Genomic DNA, 18,742 nt, shown 5'->3' with positions numbered 1-18,742 from the left:
CTTTGGATTTATTCTGTTCTTATCCTAAACCCAAATCGGTTTATCTTCCATCTTTAGTTTTAAAACACGCCCTAGTAATTTCTATTGTGAATTGCAAAGTTGACGTAATGAAAAAGCTGTTGAAGGTAAACGCCTTGCGCTGAAACAGCAGTGCGATCATGGGTGCAGCCGCTGTAATTCTTTTATCGGAGAACAGGGCGGATTCAAAAGCGTGCGACTGTATGCCGGAAGCCGGAGCGGCTGGACCTCGTACGAGGATAATCCGGTGGCGCCCGCACGTTGGCCGCTCAACTCCTCGATCAACGTTTGGCTGACGAATCGGTCAACCTTTTATTCGCTTTCGTTTCCAAAAGTCTTGAAAGCGGTTTAAACTTGTGATATTTTATGTGTAACCGGTTACTCATTCGAGGTGAAAAGTATGGTTACGATAAAAGATGTCGCAAAACATGTAGGTGTATCGGTCGCTACCGTATCGCGGGTACTCAACGAAACCGGTTATGTGCACGAAGATACGCGCCGTATGGTGGAAAAGGCGATTCAAGAGCTGAATTATACGCCCAACGAGGTGGCCCGTTCCCTGTACAAGCGCAAATCGAAATTGATCGGATTGCTGCTGCCGGATATTACGAACCCGTATTTCCCACAGCTTGCCCGAGGCGTGGAAGACCGGATGCAGGAAAGCGGATTCCGTCTGATCTTCGGCAACAGCGACGAGAGCGAACAGAAAGAACGCGATTATATCCAGACTTTCGTGCAAAATAACGCGGTCGGCATTATCTCGTCCACCAATTTTCCGGGCATGGAAGCGTATCGGCGTTTGAATATACCGGTCGTGTTTTTGGATCGGATCTCCAGCGACCGTCCGGCCGTGTACGCGGACGGTCGGGAAGGCGGCCGGATCGCTGCGCAGCAGATCATCAAGCGGGGCAGCCGCCGAATTGCCGTACTGCAAGGCCCGGCGCATATCCGTCCGGCGCAGGATCGTTTTCAGGGAGCCGTCGAAGTGCTTCAGGATACGGGAGTTGCCTACGAAGTGATTCGGACCGCGTCGTTCGCGCTGACAGAGGCGGAGGAAAAAGCGAAAGAGCTGTTCGCTGCTTTTCCCGAGACGGACGGGGTCATCGCCAGCAACGATATGGCGGCGATCGCCGTACTGCACGAAGCGCTCCGATTAGGGAAAAAGGTGCCGGAAGACGTGCAGATTATCGGCTTTGACGATATTCCGCTGATCGGACTGCTGTCCCCGCCGCTGTCGACGATCCGCCAACCCGCTTACGATATGGGCTACAAAGCGGCAGAGTTAATGATCCGATTGATCGAAGGACAGCCGGTGGAGCAGCAGAATATCCAGATGCCGGTCGAGTTTGTCGAGCGGGGCAGTACACGAAAAATTCCAGAAAAAAGGCGGGAATAAGCATGAGCGTATATACGAAAAAACAGCCGCGCGTCGTCGTGGTCGGAAGCTGTTCGATGGATCTGGTCGTGACGTCTTCCAGACGGCCGGGGGCCGGGGAGACGGTACTTGGAGAAAGCTTCAAAACGGTGCCGGGCGGAAAAGGAGCCAACCAGGCGGTAGCTGCGGCAAGGCTGGGCGCGGACGTTTCCATGATCGGACGGGTCGGCGACGATTCGCTGGGGCAGACCATTTTGGACAACCTGAAACAAAACGGTGTTTGTACAGACAATGTGGAACCGGTTACACATTGTGAAAGCGGAACGGCGCATATCATTTTGGCGGAAGGCGATAACAGCATCATCGTCGTCGAAGCGGCCAACCGCCACGTAACGCCCGAATACGTGGAGCAAGCGCGCGCCGTGATCGAACAGGCCGACATCGTACTGATCCAGCAGGAGATTCCGGCCGAGACCGTGCTGCTGGTCAGCCGCATTTGCAAGCAGTCCGGCGTGCCTCTGCTGCTGAATCCCGCGCCTGCTCGCCCCGTGGAAGCCGAAGTGATCGAAAATAGCACCTATTTGACCCCGAATGAGCACGAAGCAAGCCTGTTGTTCGACGGAGCGGAGCTCGGCGAAAGTTTAAGGAAGTATCCGAATCGCCTGATCGTGACGGAAGGAAGCCGCGGCGCCCGTTATTTCGACGGACAAGAAGAAGCGGTCGTGCCTTCTTATCCTGTCGAAGCCGTCGATACGACGGGGGCGGGCGATACTTTCAATGCGGCCTTTGCGGTGGCTTTGGCCGAAGGGAAAAGCATCGCAGACAGCTTGCGCTTCGCCAACCGTGCAGCTTCGTTGTCCGTCACTCGCTTCGGTGCGCAGGGCGGCATGCCGAAGCGCGCAGAAGTGGAGGAGGCGCTGGCATGAAAAAACACGGCATACTGAACAGCCATATCTCCAAAGTCTTGGCTGATCTGGGGCATACCGATTATATCGTCATCGCCGACCTCGGACTTCCGGTGCCGCCGGGCGTGCCCAAGATCGACCTGGCGTTGACCTACGGCGTTCCCGGTTTCGAGCAGGTGGTCGAAATAGTGGCCGCCGATATGGAGATCGAGCAAGTCATGATCGCGGAAGAGATGATCGGGCAAAACGAAGCCGCTTACGCGTTCATGCACCGGACGTTCGAAGCATCGTCGATCGAATCATGCAGTCATGAAACGTTCAAGAAGCTGACCGCGGGAGCCAAAGCCATTATCCGTACCGGCGAAGCCAAGCCTTATGCCAACTGTATTTTGTACGCTGGCGTTTGTTTCGGAAACGAAGAATAGGAGGAAGCGGCATGCATATCGAAATGCAGGGCATTCATAAAGCTTTCGGTACGAACCAGGTATTGAAAGGTGTCGATTTCGAACTCAGGGCAGGCGAAGTGCATGCGCTGATGGGCGAGAACGGCGCGGGCAAGTCCACATTGATGAATATCTTGGTTGGGCTGCACGCGCTGGACGAAGGCCAGATCACGGTCGACGGCAAAGAAACGGTTTTCGCGAATCCCGGCGAGGCCGAAAAAGACGGCATCACGTTTATCCACCAAGAATTGAATATTTGGCCGGAAATGACCGTGCTGGAGAATCTGTTTATCGGCCGGGAACTGAACCTGCCGTACGGACTGCTGGATACGCGAAAAATGAAACGCCTTGCCCGTGAGCAGCTTCAGCGCTTGTCCGTCGACCTGCCGCTGAACAAGGAAGCCGGTGCTTGTTCGGTCGGACAGCAGCAGATGATCGAAATCGCCAAGGCGCTCATGACGGAGGCCAAAGTCATCATCATGGACGAGCCGACAGCGGCATTGACCGAACGCGAGTTCGTCAAGCTGTTTGAAATCATTCGTGCGCTAAAAGCCGAAGGCGTGTCCGTCGTATACATTTCGCACCGAATGGAAGAGATCTTTGCGATCTGCGACCGGATCACCGTGATGCGCGACGGCATTACGGTGGATACGAAAGAGATCCCGGCGACGAACTTTGACGAAGTCGTGCGCAAGATGGTCGGACGCGAACTGACCGAGCGTTATCCGAAGCGGAATCCGAAGCCCGGCGACGTCATATTGGAAGTGCGAAACGCGACGCGGCGCGGATTGTTCGAAAACGTCAGCTTCAACGTCCGGGCCGGGGAAGTCGTCGGATTCTCGGGTCTGATGGGCGCGGGGCGCACGGAAATCATGCGGGCGATCTTCGGTCTGGACAAGCTCGACGGCGGCCAGATCGTACTGCGGGGCAAAAAGATCAACATCCGCCGCCCGGAAGACGCGGTGCGGCATGGAATCGGCTTCATTACCGAAGACCGCAAAGACGAAGGCCTTGTGCTCGACTTCTCGATTCGCGAAAACATGGCGCTGCCGAACCTGTTCAGTTTTACGTCCAAAGGCTTTATCTCATTGCGCAAAGAGCGCGAGTTCGTGGATACGCTGGTCAAGCGATTGCAGGTCAAAACGCAGTCCACCGAAACACCGGTCAGGAGCCTGTCGGGAGGCAACCAACAAAAGGTCGTCATCGCCAAATGGATCGGCATCGGACCAAGCCTGCTTATTCTCGACGAGCCGACGCGCGGCGTGGACGTGGGCGCCAAGCGTGAAATCTATCAGTTGATCAACGAGCTGACGGACCGCGGCGTGGCGATCATTATGGTGTCCTCCGAGCTTCCCGAGGTACTGGGCATGAGCGACCGGATCATCGTGGTGCATGAAGGCCATATCGGCGGCGAGCTTGCGGGCAGCGAAGCGACGCAGGAAAATATTATGACTTTAGCTACAGGAGGACAATAAGATGCAAAAATCAGCTTCCGCAGCCGATTCCGGCAAACGTTTCAAAGTATCGGAGGTTACGCAAAAACTCGGTCCATTGCTCGGGTTTATCATTTTGGTCGTGATCGTATCCATATTGAACCCGGCATTTTTGGAACCGCTTAATATTCTGAATCTGTTTCGCCAAGTGGCGATTAACGCGCTGATCGCGTTCGGCATGACCTTCGTCATTTTGACCGGCGGCATCGACCTTTCGGTCGGCTCGATCCTGGCGTTATCCAGCGCGTTCGTCGCGAATCTCATGCTGGCCGGCGTCGATCCGATTCTGGCGATTGTGATCGGCTGTATCGCCGGCGCGGTCATGGGAGCGGTGAACGGCCTGTTGATCACAAAAGGCAAAATGGCTCCGTTTATCGCGACGCTTGCTACGATGACCGTTTTCCGGGGCTTGACGCTCGTCTACACCAACGGCAATCCGATCACGGGTCTGGGCGACGATCTGTCGTTCCAATTGTTCGGCCGCGGTTATTTCTTGGGGATTCCGGTCCCGGCGATCACCATGATGATCGTATTCGCGATTCTCTGGACGATTTTGCATAAAACGGCTTTCGGCCGTAAAACGTACGCGATCGGCGGCAACGAAAAAGCGGCCATCGTATCGGGCATCAAAGTACACCGCGTCAAGATCATGATCTACAGCTTGGCCGGCCTGCTGTCCGCGTTGGCGGGCGCTATTCTGATGTCCCGTCTGAATTCCGCGCAGCCTACGGCCGGACAATCGTACGAGCTGGACGCGATCGCGGCGGTCGTGCTGGGCGGAACCAGCCTGACGGGCGGACGCGGATGGATCGTCGGTACGCTGATCGGCGCGCTGATTATCGCCACGCTCAACAACGGTTTGAACCTGCTCGGCGTCTCCTCGTTCTTCCAGATGGTGGTCAAAGGCGTCGTGATCCTGATTGCCGTACTGATCGACCGCAAGCGGTCGGCTTAAAACAGAAAGAAGGTGACCTTATGAAAAAATTAACGACTACACTCGCCGCTTTGCTGGTGCTCCTGATGCTCGCCGGCTGCTCCATGCAGCCGCCGGCATGGGCCCGAACCAATCAGGCGTCCGACTCCGGCAAGATCAAAATCGGGCTGTCGATCTCGACTTTGAACAACCCGTTCTTCGTCTCGCTCAAAGACGGCGTAGAAGCGGAAGCACAGAAGCTGGGGATCGAAGTGATCGTCGTCGATGCGCAAAACGATTCGGCCAAACAAAGCAACGACGTGGACGATCTGCTTCAGCAGGGCGTGAACGCGCTGCTGGTGAATCCGACCGACTCGGCCGCGATCTCTTCCGCGGTGCAGGCGGCCAACGTGCTGGATATTCCGGTGATCGCGCTCGACCGTTCCGCGGATCAAGGCGACGTGAAAACACTTGTCGCCTCTGACAATGCCAAAGGCGGACAGATGGCGGCCGAATATCTGGTGCAGCAGCTTGGCGAAGGCGCTAAAGTAATCGAGCTGCAGGGCGTGCCGGGCGCGTCCGCGACGCGTGAACGGGGACGCGGCTTCCACGAGATTGCCGACAAGCAGCTCGACGTGATCGCCAGTCAAGCGGCCGATTTCGACCGTACCAAAGGATTGACCGTCATGGAAAACCTGCTGCAGGGCAATCCGGACGTACAGGCCGTATTCGCGCATAACGACGAAATGGCGCTCGGCGCGATCGAAGCCATCCAAAGCTCGGGCAAGGATATTCCGGTCGTCGGCTTCGACGGAAACGACGATGCGCTGACCTCGATCCAAAGCGGCAAACTGACCGCGACCGTGGCCCAGCAGCCGGATCTGATTGGCCAACTGGCCGTGAACGCCGCACGCGATGTGCTTCAAGGCAAGGAAGTGGAAGCCTCCATTCCGGCACCTCTGAAGCTCGTAACCAAAGAAGATTCGCAGCCTTAAAACAGGAAACGACCTCGGAATCTGCATGAAAGCAGAGAACGGGGTCGTTTTTTTGGTTAACCCCACCTTCGCTTCTCTTAGCCGTGCACCAAACTCTCCAGATCCGGCTGCAGTTTGCTGCGCAAAGCCAGCAGCATGATCCCGCCTACGAGGAAAGCGACGGCGTCCGCGACCACGAGCGACCAGACCACGCCGTGGAAGCCGTACATGGAGTTGGCGATAAACAGAACCGGAATCAGCGTAATGCCCTGAATTACGGCCATGACCAAGGCGGCGGTACCTTGCCCGGTTGCCTGGAAGATTCCCGTAAACAGCGCGGTCGCTCCCGAAATGAACAGGGACAGGAACGTTACCTGCAGGATGTAGCTGCCCATTTCGATCAACTGCGGATCGCGGGTGAACAGAGCGATCAGATGATCGGAAGTCAGGTAGACGACAATCCCGAAGATCGAAGCCAACAAGACAATCGTCTTGATCGTGAAACCGATCGCCTGCTTCATCCGGAGCCGATTGGCCGTGAACGAGAACGCGATCAGAGGCACGACGCCTTCGCAGAGGCCCATCAGGATGAACTCGGGAAACTGCAGCAGGCGCGACGAGATGCCGTAAGCCGCGGTCGCACGGTCGCCGTATTCGATCAGAAAATGATTCAGTATCAGCGACATGGCTCCCAGGAAGACACTCATGATAAACACGGGAATCCCGATCTTCAGCACATTGCCCACGATTTCTTTGGTCGCTTTGAACCATTTGAAAGAGATCGTCAGAAACGGGCTTTTGACGCCCATATGGTACAGGTAGAATACGCATGCGGCCAGATTGGCGGCAACGGTTGCGGAAGCTACGCCAACGATATCCCCGTGAAGAACGAAGATCACCAGCGCATCAAGCGCAATATTCACAACGACACTGATCAGCATGCCGATCATCGACGTCATGGCGGCTCCTTCGGAGCGCACGATATTTTCCAGCGTAAAGCACAAGACGACAACCGGCGAACCGATCAGCATGACCGTGACATAATCTTTGGTAAACTCAAAAGAGTTGGACGTCGCACCGAGGCCGTGCACGATCGGATCGATCAGCGGGAGGCCGACAGCGATCGCGATCAGGCCAAGGAGCAGACTGCCGTAGACCGCAAAAGAAGAGACTTGTTTGATCTTGTCATATTGTTTCTCGCCGAGCAGACGGGAGATGAATGTACCGCTGCCCATGCCGACCAGATTGCCCAGAGCCATGATAAGAGCAAATAACGGCAGCGTCAGCGCGAGCGCGGTCAGCATCTCCGTATTGTGCAGCGTGCCAAGGAAATACGCGTTCAGGATCGAATACACCACACTCATGGACATGCCGAGCATCATAGGTACGGCGAAGTGGGCCACGGCTTTCGTAATCGGTGCTTTTTCAAAATAATGGAGGTTTTCTGCATCCATGTCGGAACCTTCTTTCTTTTTTTGGTGGGGGAAAAGGGAAGTGGACGAAATTATCTAACGGCGTTAGTTTGTACCTTACGGTGTTAGATGATATCATGGGAGTGTGGACTTGTAAACAACAAACTTACAGTGTTAGATAAAAGATTTGAACAAGAAAGGCGGATTCGATGAAAAAGCAGCAGCCGCAAATTTCGGAAGACAAAATCCTCGAAGCTTCGTGGGAACTTTTGCGGGAGGGGGATATCGAGAAATTCAGTATGCGGAAACTGGCCGATCGCCTGGGCATCCAGGCCCCTTCCCTTTACTGGCATTTCAAGAGCAAGCAGGACCTCTACCAGAGGATGGCCAATCGCATCTCGAAGACCATTGTGGAAGAATTCGAGTCAGAGGGAAGCTGGCGGGAGCAGATCACGACCCTTGCGCTTACTATGAGGAGCGTCCTCGGCCGTTATCCGTGCGCCGTGCAGCTGACAATGATGACGCTGCCGCACGAACCGGATACGATCCGTTTTACGAATCTGATGCTGCTCTGCGTCGAGGAGACGCCGCTTACCCAGGAAGAGAAATTCCAGGTCATGCTGAGTCTGGCCAATTACGTCTATTATTTTGTTCTGGATAACGATCAGCATCAGCGGAATGTGGCAGTGGTACTCGAGGAAAAGCAGCAGGACCCGCAGGGGCAGATCAACGGGCTGCTGGATACGATGAGCGAATCGGAAGCGGGGCTGTTTCGCCGTTTGTACAGAAGCGGGATGTTCGAAGTGATGGGAAGCGACGAATCGTTCGAATTCGGACTGAAAGTGATTGTCCTGGGGATCGAGCAGGTGATTGCGGAGCGGCAGGGAAACGAAGCTTAACGATAGAGACAGCAAACAGCCCGCGTCCTGCGCGGGCTGTTTGGTGGTTCGGCGGGTTATTCCCAAAAATACTCCATCTCCCGGCTGCCGATATCCCAAGCTTTTTGATGGCCTTCGAGGGTGATCGTCAGCTCGTCGGCTTGTTCGAAATGCCACTCGAAGCTATACGGTTCATGAGCTTGATTTTGATCGGAACTGGATAGAATCTCCTTCCCGTCTACGGAAACGCTTATACTTCCCTCGAAATCTTCGGAGTCGGGAATACCGTACTGCAGGGTGAAATGAAGCTCTTTGCGGTCCAACTTGTAACGATACGTTTCGGTCTGTGAGGCTCCGGAATCGTAGACATTGAACTCGGGAGAGATCGTCTGACCGCCAATTTCAAAAAGGGAAGGCCCGGTGCCCGGCGCCGCTTTTCCGCTGCTGTCGATCCATTCGTCCATCACCTGGAAAGGCCCCGAGTTTTTGGTGGAGGCTTTATCGATTCCGCTGCCGATTCCCCATACGCCGACAAGCATCAAAGCGATGGAGGCGCCCATGACGACAATCTTTTCCAATGGGTCTTGGCGCGCATTCCCAGTCGGTACGCCCCGAATCCGATCGACGCGCCCAACGCATTTGTCAGGACGTCGCCCAGATCGAAACTGCCCAGGAAAGTCAGAGCCTGCACGGTTTCCAGGATAAGGATGGACAGGATGAATCCGCCGAGGAAAGATACGAACCGTATCGGCCGAAGCAGGGGAACCAGGATGCCAAAAGGAATAAACGCGGCCACATTTCCCAAACTTACGAGATCCATTAGACTGGGAGAAAGAAGCTCGGACAGGTCAGGTAATTTGAAGAAATTTCCGGGTGCAAAAATAAAGGTGTAGCTGTGGATCTGAGCGGCATCATCGGTACGGCCAAAAGCGAAAAACATAACATAAACAATAAAAGCGGTATAGAGCAGGGCTGCGATGAGAATATTCTTGCGTGATTTTAACATGATTCGCTCCTTTGGGAAAACCTATTCGTACAGAAGACGGACTCGGATTCCTTTATGTATCAAACGGCGGAGCTCTCTTCAGAAAGGAGGAAGGACCGTGACGACTTTGCGCAAACCGACGGGCAGGCTGTACACTTCCAATCTGCCGGGACTCAAAAAACTCAACAAGCCGGCCGACCGGCTGCTCATCACACGGGCGGGGGCGGAGATTTCGAACGTTGAACCGGTCCGGGCGCTGTCTCCTTCGCCGGAGCTGTTTCATAGGTATCTGGACGAATGGAAAGACCGGCCGGATAAGAGTTGGTGGCCCGAATACGAACGGCGTTTCCGGCGGGAACTTGAGAGCGGAGAGAAACGGACCGCTTTGCGGGAGGTGTATAAAAGGCTGCTTCGAGGGCAGGATGTGGTCCTGATCTGCTTCTGCAAAGACCACCGCTACTGCCACCGCAGACTGGTCGGGGAATTCTACGAGGAATATGGAGTGCAAGCCGAAGAACTGAATCCGGTGACGGTGGAGCAGATTGATTTGTTTTGAACGGACAAGCGGCGAGAGAACGGGAAGCGGCGCCGCAGTTTGCCGATTCCGTGCAGCAAAAAAAGCCCGCGTCTATCGCGGGCTTTTCCTATACGCTTAACTTTTTACGGCTGGTACCGGGTCACATCTGTCGCCACATGCTCCAGTTTGGTCTTGCTCAGCGATTGATAAGGGGCATAAATCGTGACGAACCGGTCGTCCAGCGGGAACGTCAGCATGTCTTTGCCGCCGACTTTGTACCATTTGCCTTTGACGTTGTTGGAGTTCGGAAGGGTTACGGTTGTACCTTTGTAGCTGTAGGAGTCGTCGCGCGGCGAGATGGAGACTTTCATGTATTTGAACACGAAAGTTACGCTGTCGGCACCGGCGCTGACCTTTTTGAAAGTATCGCCTGTAATCATGCGCGACGGTACGTAAGGCGTCTCGAATCCGTCAAAAGCGGCGAAGGCTTTGACAATGCTTTTGTACTGAGCAGCCGTATAAGGGACATTGCTCACGTAAATTTTCGGGGAGGCTTTGGGGGTCGTCGAAGCGGCGACTGTAGAGCTTGCGGCAGGGGCTGCGGAAGCGGTCTGTGCCGATACGGTTCCTGTCAGCAGTACGCCTGCGGCCAGGGAAGCTGCAATCCATTGTGGGTAACGCATGATTCATCCATCTCCTTCGGAATCTTGTTTTCTTCTACGTCCTTATCTTAACCGCCGAATGTATCCATCGTGGAACCGAATTGTATCCGGGGTGTAAACAATTCCTCGAGACGAAGCGGACTTGACTTAGAGTGAACTCCAAGGGGTAAAGTAAATAGAGAATCAGTCTATCGCAACCTACACGAAAAGGAGCGGATCCAAATGAAGCAAGCTTATCTTCGAACACCGCAGCACAAATTGAACTCGGGGTTTGGGCTGCGCAGTACGGCGGAAGAAGTTTTGAACGGAATCGATCTGTCGGGCAAGCTGGCTCTGGTAACGGGCGGTTATTCCGGCCTGGGTCTTGAGACAACCAAAGCGCTTGTCAGCGCCGGAGCGCGTGTCATCGTCCCTGCCCGCCGTCCGGAAGCCGCTCAAGAAGCGCTGGCTGGGGTGAAGAACGTGGAAGTGGATCGCCTTGATCTGTCGGATCTGGACAGTGTCCAAGCGTTTGCGGACCGTATGCTGGCAGACGGCCGCAGTATCGATCTGGCGATCTTGAACGCCGGCGTGATGGCAAGTCCGGAGACGCGCGTCGGTCCGGGGTGGGAGCTGCAGTTCGCGACCAATCATCTTGGACATTTTGCTCTGATTAACCGGTTATGGCCGCTGCTCACGGCAGGCGACGGTGCCCGGGTCGTGGCGACTTCGTCGACCGGTCACCATTTCTCGCCGATCCGTTGGGACAATCTGAACTTCGAAGGCAATTATCATAAGTTTGAAGCTTACGGTCAATCCAAGACGGCGAATTCGCTGTTCGCGGTGGAGCTCGACCGCCGCGGCGCGCCGCAGGGCGTTCGGGCGTTCGCCGCCCATCCCGGCGGTATTCTTACGCCGCTTCAGCGGCATCTCAGCCGGGAAGAGATGGTTGCGCTGAAATGGGTCGATGAAGAAGGCAACGGTATCAATCCCGGATTCAAGACCCCGGAGCAGGGAGCGGCAACCCAGGTCTGGGCCGCTGCTTCGCCGCAGCTTGAAGGCAGAGGAGGCGTGTACTGCGAAGATTGCGATATCGCCGAACCGGTACCGGCAAGCGGGGAGCGGACCGGAGTCAAAGCGTATGCCGTCGATCCGGAAGAAGCGAAACGTCTATGGGAGCTGTCGATTGAGCTGACCGGCGTGAGCGGGGCGTAACGGAAAACTTGGAATAAAGGTCTAGGGGAAGTCTGCATCTAATGCAGACTTCTCACACTTTCACGACATGTTAAGAAGTCTGCATTTGATGCGGACTTCTTTTTTGCTTTTTCGACGGATCAACAAAATTTTGAAAAGTGCTTAATCTCTTGCCTAATAATTCCGATATCTATAAAGCGGTACGTACAAGTATGCGATCTTGACCTGTCGGTTGCCGACAGCGTTCTACATCAGGGCTGCACCGCTATCATGAACTACGAAAAGGACGGGGTCGGGCATGGATCGTAAAGACATTATTCTCTGGAAACGCAACAAATTGGTAAGTTACATGATGTGGGCGATCGTCTCGATCAGCGCAACGCTGGCGATTATCGTACCGGAGTTTTTGACCGTCGTACTGATCTCTTTGATCGTACCGGTTGTGGTCACAGTCGCTAATATTTTCAAAAAGTGGATTCGCATCGTTCCCTGGATCGTTACGGTCTGGGTCATCGCAAGCGCAGTCGTAATCAATCTCGAACAAATCAGTATTGTGCAGGGGATTCTTATCCTGCTGCCGCTGCTGCTCTATCCGAACAGCAGGCACTACAATATTTCATTCGGGATCGTGCTGGTTTACTTTGGCGTGCATATGCTCGTGAAGCCCGCAGCAGATGCGGCCGTTCTGTTCAATGATAGCGTCAGTCTGAGCATGTTCGCCGTGTCGGGAATCATTCTGATCACGCTGTCGAACGTGAACAAGAAACTGTTCTTGAGCAGCGAGAAGCGCCGGGCCGAAGTGGAACAGTCGCAGGTACGCGTCGAAGCCATGCTGAACCGGGTCCGCGAGTCGGTGGAAGGATTGACCGGATTCACCGAAGAATTGAAACGCAAAGTCAACGACACCGTTTCGGTCTCCGATGAAATCACGATCGGCTTCGGCGAAGTGGCACGTGGCGTAGAACTGCAGGCGGCCAACGTAGCGGAGATCTCCGAATCGCTGGCCGTCACGGACAGCCATATTCAGGACGTAGCTTCGTATTCGCAGCAGATGAAAGGCATTTCGGCGGATATGGCCGGAAGCACGGAGGTCGGCAGTTCGAAAATGGATCTGCTGAATACGCAGATGGACGATCTGTATACGGCGATGAAGACGACTGCCGAAGACATGCAGAGCTTCAACAAGGAAAGCGAGTCCATGACGACGATCCTGAACGGCATTTCCGATATCGCCCGTCAGACGAATCTGCTGGCTCTGAATGCCGCGATCGAAGCGGCCCGGGCCGGCGAACATGGCAAAGGCTTTGCCGTCGTATCGGACGAAGTGCGCAAGCTTGCCGAACATTCGGGGCAATCGGCAACCGACATCGGCGCGATTCTCGTTACGCTCCAGGGCCGTACTCGCGAGCTGACCCAACGTTTCGATCAGATGCAGGCTTCGCTTGAAGAAGGACGAGAAGGGGTTCGGACAGCGGAAGAAGCTTTCCGGACGATCAACGACAGTTCGCGCGAAGTGCTGACGCAGGCTTCGAATATGCAGAGCAGCTCCGTGACCATGCGGGATTCTTCCAGCCGGGTCGTGGGCGAAGTGACGGAAATCTCCAGTTTGACGGAGCAGTCCAGCGCCGCTTCGCAGGAAATTCTGGCAGGTATGGAGCAGCAGCGCGAGCTGACCCAGCAGATGGTTGCCAGCTTCCGGGAGCTGGAAGGATTGATCGTGGGACTGAACGAACTGGTAGCGGATTCCGACGAAACTTCGGCCGGCCGGATCGACGGGGTCCCGGCGAACCGTGTCCGGATATCGAGCGACCAAGTACCGGCTTAAGCCCGGAAAGAAGCTGTATCGGACCGGAAATGGAAAAAGAGAAAGAAATACAAAATAGAAATAGAAATAGAAAAACAGCCCGCGTTCGCCGCGGGCTGTTTTTTTTGGCTTCTTTTAGCTGCATTTTGTTGACGGCTGCTTCATCTATTTACGGGTGATGAGGCTCGTCTTTCGTTCAAATCGGAGGCTCGTCTTCATGCAGTTCGACGGATTTCAGCAGCAGCCGGGAAGTTCCCGTGCCGCTTGGATCTTCAATCTTGATCCCGACCGTTTTGACCTGGGAGAGGTCGACGCCCGGCGAATCCGCGGCAGCCGGCAGCGCCAGGGTAAGCTGCGTATAGCCGGAGGAATCGACGGACACGGAAGCGCCGCTGTCGGACCAGGTCCAGGCATCTCCGGTCTTGATGAACAGCCGGGCTTTCGCGCTGCCTTCGGACAGTTTCACGCGGGCGGTCAGTGTTCCCAGCCCGTCGATATTCAAGCGTTCCGGATTGACGGCCAGCTCGAACGATTCGTTGAAGTTTCCGTTCGGATCCTGTCCGGTATTGGCCAGGTTAAACGTCGTACTCAGCGCCTGTTCGGCCTCGTCGAACACAGGAGGCTGCGCTTGCGCGCTGGCTCTGTCAGCGATATTCCAGCCGGAGAGGTCTTCGGCCGAAGCGAATCCGTACAGCAGGCCGGGAGCATGCACATCCGGCTGTCCGCCGCCGCCATCGGTGAGGTCGGGCAGCGAAGGATCGTAAAGAGCGCGAATATCGTCCAGATAAAGCGTTCCTTCATGCGCAGCGCCGTCCATGGCGTTCACGTACAGATTGAAATTCTGAACCTGGCGCAGTCTTTCCGGGGTTAGAGGCCCCGGCTTGCCCCAGCTCATTTCGACCAGGTCTTTGAGCGGGATGACGATCTGCCCGTTTTGCCCCTGGACAACGGTCGGATAAGCTTCGAAATAACCGCCGTCGATCACCAGCTGTACGACCAGTTTCAACGGCTGTCCCTCCCGGGCATATCCTTCGGTTCCGTCCGATGCAATCCACAGACTGAGGGCATTATAATCGGACCAATCAAGCATGCCGAGGCTTTTGCCTACGCCCGTATAACCGGCATTGTTCAGTTTGTAATCCAGTTTCATGCCTTGGCTGCCCGAAGCTTTGCGGTCCGGGCTGAGCGAGACGGAAATATCGTCGCCGCCCGCTTTGGGATATTTGGCGGACAGAGCGTCGTCGCTGGAGCCGTAAGATTCGAAATCGTCGACCCGTGCCTTATCCGCTGCCGGTTCGGCATAGGTTCGATACAGACCGATGTCGTCGATATAAATCGGCAGTTCGCCGGATTGCACGAAGCCGCTGCCAACGATCGAAAGAGCGAGACCCGAGGCTGCTGCCGTCTTCGACGTATCGTTCAATTCGATCGAAGCATCGAATTGGTAATACGCAGCGCCGCCAAGCGTAACGGTCGGCAGATCGGACAAAGCCCGGTAAGTGCTGTCCATGCCGTATTTGTTGTCCCAGTCATCCGGAAGCTGCACGATTCCGCGCACAGCGGCCGTTCCGGTTTCATTTTGCGCCGCTGCGGGAATCCAGACCCTGAATTTCACTTTCCCGACTTCCGCCAGCCGGATGCCGTCCAGGCCTTGGGGAGTCAGCTGCAGCTTCAACTCCTGCCAGTTGTCGTCAGCCGTCAGGCCTTCCAGCACGCGCACGGCGAGTTTGCCGTCTCCGTCCGGTTCGGCATATCCCAACTCGGTTCGGATCGCCGAGCCGTTTCCGGCCGAACCCGACCACGTTCCATTGCTTTGGATCGAGCCCAGCTCGCTTGCCGAGCCGAATGAAAGAGTACGCAGCGGCAGTTCCTTGATCTTCACAAAGACCGTCAGCTGCTGGACCAGCGGCTCGGGCAAAGCTCCGTACGCTTTGACGGTAATCGAAGTCGAAGTGCCGTTCAGAGCGGCGTCCGGATTCCATACGGCGGAATAGTAGCCGTCCGGCCCCAGCGTCATCGGGGTTTCCGTGCCGGAATCGCCTGCCGTATAGACGACGCGGTCCGGCGTGAAGTTCGCCGTTTTGGCCCGGATAACCGCTGAAGTTCCCGTTACCGTTCCGATATCGTGGGGCGTGACAATATGCAGCAGCGGAGCCTGCGGAGCGGAGCCGACGACCTGCCCGTATTTGTTGTCCGTCCGGATATCGCTTGCAAACGCCGTATACGGATCACGCTCGAAATCGGTAAAATCGTTCAGCAGCTCGTGATCGCTTTTGCCCGGGACGTTCTTGTAAGGCACATACAGATTGTTGCCTTCGCCGAAGTTGGCCCAGGTCAGCATATAGGAGATCCGGGAAGCATCGGGATCTGCTTGGATGGCATTCAGCACTTTGGTGAACCACTGTTTGTCGTTGTTGCCGGTTGTTTTCATGCCTGCGGCGCTGTAGCCGTATTCCGACAGCGTGACGATTTTGCTTTTGGACTGGGCCAGCTTGGAAATCATCTTCAAATCGCCGACCAGACCGTTCAAGAATCCTTCCGAACCGGCGTTGTCTTTGTTGTCGTATTGGTCCATGCCGAGGATATCGACGTACGCATCGCCCGGATACGTTTTCAGATACTCCGCTTCGTTTCCGTTGAACGATCCGTTCGGAGAGAAGACATACAGGAAATTGTGGACACCCTTGACGTCTCTCAGATATTCGACGGTGTAGCGGTAGAGCTCGATATATTCGCTTCTGGTCGTCGTGGTGGCACCCCACCAGAACCAGCCTCCGTTTTGTTCATGAAAAGGACGGAACAAGACGGGAATCGGCTGTCCGGAATCGTCTTGGAGCTGGTTGGCGAAGTTGGCGATCCGGTCGAGATAAGCATTGAACTCGGCGTTCTTGTCGCCGCCGGGCAGAATCCGGGCCGCAACGGAAGATTCGGCGCCCCGGGTATTGCCGGTGTCGTTGAAGCTTCCGCCGGTTGCAAAATTGTACGGATGCGTGCTCAGGGTTACGATTCCACCCAGTTTATCGGCTTGTTTCATGGCCGCGGTCAGTCCCAGACGGCTCGCTTCGTAATTGCCGCTGACGCCGGGCGGCGATTCGTAGCCGTCCAGCGAGAGCGTATCCCAGCCGAACACGGCCGGATAGTCGCCGGTAGAGCTGTACACGTCCGAGATGACGCTGCCTTTGTCGTCTTTGCCCGCAAAAGACACCGTTGTATCGTGCTGATGGCCGAACAGGACCTGTTTGCCGCTTTTTTCTTCGAGATAGGCAAAGAGCGATCGGGTCGATGCCGAAGCATTCGGATCGGCGAGGCGAACGAGGCGGGTCTCATCCGTACCCTCGCCCGTATCTCCCGGAGAGCCGCCGCTGCCGGTGTTTCCGCCGCTTGGCTGCGCCGCGGGAGTCGAGGCGGAAGGGGAGGGAACAGGCACTGCGGAAGCTGCGGTAAATACGCCTTCCCGCAGCGCCTCCCCGTTGCGGGTCACCCCTGAGGTGAGGACTTCCAGACGCTTTATCATTCCCTCAACGTTTAGCGCCGACCCTTCGGCGCCCTGCTCGATCAGAGCCGTTTCAATGACCGAACCGGTCTCTACATCGATCTGCGCCGGCGACTCTACGGACAGCTGCCGGACCGTAGAAGAACCTTCCAGCGAGACCCGAACCCGGCCGTCCGGCCGATCGACGACGACCCGGCCCAGCTTGGCATTTTTGAAATGGATCGAACGGTCGCCGCCGCCCGCCACATATACGGTGCCGTCGACAACCAGATTTTCGAATTCGGCGTCGCCTTCTCCGATTCCCGGCGTCACATACAGGTTGCCCGCGATCCGCGTATCGTGGAGCGTTACGCCGCTGCGGTTCACCAGCGCGCCGCCGGCGAGGGTTCTGCCGGATACGCGGCCCGGCTCCGCGTAATAGCCGCTGACCAGGCGGTCGAACAAGCTGACCACTTCCGCTCTTGTAATAGGGGCGTGCGGACGGAACGAACCGTCCGGATAGCCGGTAATCAGACCCTGCATGGCATGAACGGATTCGGCCGCATAAGCGGAAATTTCCTTATCATCGACAAAAGAAGAAGAGGTCTTTGAAGGCTCCAGCGAGAAGACGCCCGCCAGCAGAACCGCGGCATCCTGCCGGCTGAGAGGCGTGTTCGCGCGGGCTTCATTGCCCGGGAATCCCCGGTAATAGCCGGCCTGCCGGGCGATCGACAGATCTTCGGCATACCAGCTTTCTGCGGCCGTATCGGAGAACGGGGCAGTCGAACGTGCGGTGAATCCGAATAACCGGTTAACCATACTCACAAGTTCCGCGCGGGTGACTTGACGATCCGGCCGAAAGTCGCCGTTTGCGTAACCCTGCACGATCTTGTTTGTTTTCCATCTGTCGATACTGGCGTGTGCCCAGTGCGAGTTCCAGTCTCCCGGAGCCTGTTCGGCTGCGGATACCGGGATGACCGTAACCAGCAGCGTAACGGCAGCCAATGCCGCCGTAAATAATTTTTTGAACGCTCTCAAATGAAGGGCCTCCTTTTTTGTAAGGGTTTTCAAATAATAATTCTCGCAAATATTAGCATCTAAAATATCGAATTACAATAACGTTTTTTTGGTCGATTGCAGTTTTTACCGCGAAATCAGCTTTTTCAAAGACAAGTTAAGCTAAATAAGAACTAATAAATCAAAATTTAATGCTAACGAAAAAATAACAGCCAAAAAAACGGGCACCATAATTCAAAAACCAAGCCCAATAAGGATAAAAGGGAACCAAAAAAAGCCAAGCCGGAACAGACGGAAAAAGAAGAACGGATTGAGCGAAAGTGTCAAGCAAATAAAAATGCACATCGACGCAAAAAGTTTAAAAAAAGGGCTTTCGATTGAGAAGGCGGAAGACTATTCGGACTTGAGACCCGGAAGATACAGGTTCGTTTCGCCGATTGAACTCTTACCGCGCTCCCGATACAATAGAGAAGATTTGCAAAAACGGTTGGAAAATCGACGAAGTGCGTGTCGTCATGCCGGCGGATGTTGGATAAACCGAGGGGCAGACACTTTTTGTATCGTCTATGTAGAGTAAGACGTGCTGAACCACATCCAAACTTTTAATTCAAAGGAGATTTTACAAATGACGAATTGTCAATCCAAGTGCAACAGTTCGTCCTGAAACGATTCGTGCGTCGACTTCCAGCCTAAACATTTAC

At 55.3% G+C, this 18,742-nt stretch carries 15 protein-coding genes; 10 read left to right on the top strand and 5 right to left on the bottom strand.

Annotation, left to right across the window (positions count from 1 at the left end; translation table 11 throughout):
- The first annotated feature begins 418 nt into the window (after positions 1-418).
- From HRQ60_RS22310 to rbsB, 6 genes are read left to right on the top strand one after another with little or no spacing between them, the layout of a single operon-like run.
- Positions 419-1,414: a LacI family DNA-binding transcriptional regulator gene (locus HRQ60_RS22310; RefSeq protein WP_172200533.1), complete on the top strand. Its 996-nt coding sequence runs from the start codon at positions 419-421 to the stop codon at positions 1,412-1,414.
- Between the two features lie 2 nt (positions 1,415-1,416).
- Positions 1,417-2,319 (top strand): ribokinase, encoded by a 903-nt coding sequence (gene rbsK / locus HRQ60_RS22305; RefSeq protein WP_172200530.1) that lies wholly within the window; start codon positions 1,417-1,419, stop codon positions 2,317-2,319.
- Positions 2,316-2,723, top strand: coding sequence for a D-ribose pyranase (rbsD, locus tag HRQ60_RS22300; protein WP_172200527.1), 408 nt, complete (start codon positions 2,316-2,318; stop codon positions 2,721-2,723). Before rbsK ends, rbsD begins: the two co-directional genes overlap by 4 nt.
- An 11-nt stretch (positions 2,724-2,734) precedes the next feature.
- On the top strand, positions 2,735-4,216 hold the full coding sequence (locus tag HRQ60_RS22295; RefSeq protein WP_172200524.1) for a sugar ABC transporter ATP-binding protein: 1,482 nt from the start codon (positions 2,735-2,737) through the stop codon (positions 4,214-4,216).
- Position 4,217: 1 nt separating this feature from the next.
- Complete coding sequence (rbsC, locus tag HRQ60_RS22290; protein WP_172200521.1) at positions 4,218-5,189, top strand: ribose ABC transporter permease RbsC; 972 nt, start codon at positions 4,218-4,220, stop codon at positions 5,187-5,189.
- Positions 5,190-5,209: 20 nt separating this feature from the next.
- Entirely contained in the window at positions 5,210-6,142 is a 933-nt protein-coding gene (rbsB, locus tag HRQ60_RS22285; protein ID WP_172200519.1) for a ribose ABC transporter substrate-binding protein RbsB, read from the top strand.
- 77 nt (positions 6,143-6,219) lie between these two features.
- Here the strand turns inward: rbsB and HRQ60_RS22280 are convergent, their stop codons facing one another.
- Entirely contained in the window at positions 6,220-7,575 is a 1,356-nt protein-coding gene (locus HRQ60_RS22280; protein WP_172200517.1) for an MATE family efflux transporter, read from the bottom strand.
- A 167-nt stretch (positions 7,576-7,742) separates the two neighbouring features.
- Here HRQ60_RS22280 and HRQ60_RS22275 point away from each other — a divergent pair, with 167 nt between their 5' ends.
- Positions 7,743-8,432 carry a TetR/AcrR family transcriptional regulator gene (locus tag HRQ60_RS22275; protein WP_172200515.1) on the top strand — a complete coding sequence of 230 codons (690 nt, stop codon included), beginning with the start codon at positions 7,743-7,745 and terminating at the stop codon, positions 8,430-8,432.
- 56 nt (positions 8,433-8,488) lie between these two features.
- Here the strand turns inward: HRQ60_RS22275 and HRQ60_RS23810 are convergent, their stop codons facing one another.
- Together HRQ60_RS23810 and HRQ60_RS23805 are read right to left on the bottom strand one after the other, a co-directional pair.
- A complete protein-coding gene (locus HRQ60_RS23810; protein ID WP_246281448.1) occupies positions 8,489-8,971 on the bottom strand; it encodes a hypothetical protein in 483 nt (160 codons plus the stop codon).
- On the bottom strand, positions 8,950-9,417 hold the full coding sequence (locus HRQ60_RS23805; RefSeq protein WP_246281447.1) for a VanZ family protein: 468 nt from the start codon (positions 9,415-9,417) through the stop codon (positions 8,950-8,952). Before HRQ60_RS23805 ends, HRQ60_RS23810 begins: the two co-directional genes overlap by 22 nt.
- A 97-nt stretch (positions 9,418-9,514) precedes the next feature.
- On the opposite strand from HRQ60_RS23805, the gene HRQ60_RS22265 reads away from it, so the two are divergent.
- Complete coding sequence (locus tag HRQ60_RS22265) at positions 9,515-9,952, top strand: DUF488 family protein, N3 subclade (RefSeq protein ID WP_343044792.1); 438 nt, start codon at positions 9,515-9,517, stop codon at positions 9,950-9,952.
- Between the two features lie 104 nt (positions 9,953-10,056).
- Here HRQ60_RS22265 and HRQ60_RS22260 read toward each other — a convergent pair whose 3' ends face one another.
- A complete protein-coding gene (locus tag HRQ60_RS22260; protein ID WP_172200513.1) occupies positions 10,057-10,596 on the bottom strand; it encodes a hypothetical protein in 540 nt (179 codons plus the stop codon).
- Positions 10,597-10,797: 201 nt separating this feature from the next.
- Here HRQ60_RS22260 and HRQ60_RS22255 point away from each other — a divergent pair, with 201 nt between their 5' ends.
- On the top strand, positions 10,798-11,769 hold the full coding sequence (locus HRQ60_RS22255) for an SDR family NAD(P)-dependent oxidoreductase (RefSeq protein WP_172200511.1): 972 nt from the start codon (positions 10,798-10,800) through the stop codon (positions 11,767-11,769).
- 277 nt (positions 11,770-12,046) lie between these two features.
- Positions 12,047-13,573 (top strand): methyl-accepting chemotaxis protein, encoded by a 1,527-nt coding sequence (locus HRQ60_RS22250; RefSeq protein ID WP_172200509.1) that lies wholly within the window; start codon positions 12,047-12,049, stop codon positions 13,571-13,573.
- A 175-nt stretch (positions 13,574-13,748) separates the two neighbouring features.
- Here HRQ60_RS22250 and HRQ60_RS22245 read toward each other — a convergent pair whose 3' ends face one another.
- Positions 13,749-18,062: a glycosyl hydrolase gene (locus tag HRQ60_RS22245; RefSeq protein WP_172200507.1), complete on the bottom strand. Its 4,314-nt coding sequence runs from the start codon at positions 18,060-18,062 to the stop codon at positions 13,749-13,751.
- Positions 18,063-18,742 lie beyond the last annotated feature (680 nt).

The sequence above is a fragment of the Saccharibacillus qingshengii genome (assembly GCF_013185195.1).
GTDB lineage: Bacteria > Bacillota > Bacilli > Paenibacillales > Paenibacillaceae > Saccharibacillus > Saccharibacillus qingshengii.
The sequence above is the reverse complement of the archived record's forward strand: the minus strand, read 5'-3'. Positions and strand labels throughout refer to the sequence as shown.

Excerpts from the sequence above, each read along its gene's own strand:
- HRQ60_RS22310 (WP_172200533.1), top strand. The coding sequence starts at position 419 with ATGGTTACGATAAAAGATGTCGCAAAACATGTAGGTGTATCGGTCGCT.
- rbsD (WP_172200527.1), top strand. The coding sequence starts at position 2,316 with ATGAAAAAACACGGCATACTGAACAGCCATATCTCCAAAGTCTTGGCT.
- HRQ60_RS22255 (WP_172200511.1), top strand. The coding sequence starts at position 10,798 with ATGAAGCAAGCTTATCTTCGAACACCGCAGCACAAATTGAACTCGGGG.
- HRQ60_RS22280 (WP_172200517.1), bottom strand. The coding sequence starts at position 7,575 with ATGGATGCAGAAAACCTCCATTATTTTGAAAAAGCACCGATTACGAAA.
- HRQ60_RS23805 (WP_246281447.1), bottom strand. The coding sequence starts at position 9,417 with ATGTTAAAATCACGCAAGAATATTCTCATCGCAGCCCTGCTCTATACC.
- rbsC (WP_172200521.1), top strand. The coding sequence starts at position 4,218 with ATGCAAAAATCAGCTTCCGCAGCCGATTCCGGCAAACGTTTCAAAGTA.
- HRQ60_RS22260 (WP_172200513.1), bottom strand. The coding sequence starts at position 10,596 with ATGCGTTACCCACAATGGATTGCAGCTTCCCTGGCCGCAGGCGTACTG.
- rbsB (WP_172200519.1), top strand. The coding sequence starts at position 5,210 with ATGAAAAAATTAACGACTACACTCGCCGCTTTGCTGGTGCTCCTGATG.
- HRQ60_RS22295 (WP_172200524.1), top strand. The coding sequence starts at position 2,735 with ATGCATATCGAAATGCAGGGCATTCATAAAGCTTTCGGTACGAACCAG.
- HRQ60_RS22275 (WP_172200515.1), top strand. The coding sequence starts at position 7,743 with ATGAAAAAGCAGCAGCCGCAAATTTCGGAAGACAAAATCCTCGAAGCT.
- HRQ60_RS23810 (WP_246281448.1), bottom strand. The coding sequence starts at position 8,971 with ATGGGCGCCTCCATCGCTTTGATGCTTGTCGGCGTATGGGGAATCGGC.
- HRQ60_RS22250 (WP_172200509.1), top strand. The coding sequence starts at position 12,047 with ATGGATCGTAAAGACATTATTCTCTGGAAACGCAACAAATTGGTAAGT.
- rbsK (WP_172200530.1), top strand. The coding sequence starts at position 1,417 with ATGAGCGTATATACGAAAAAACAGCCGCGCGTCGTCGTGGTCGGAAGC.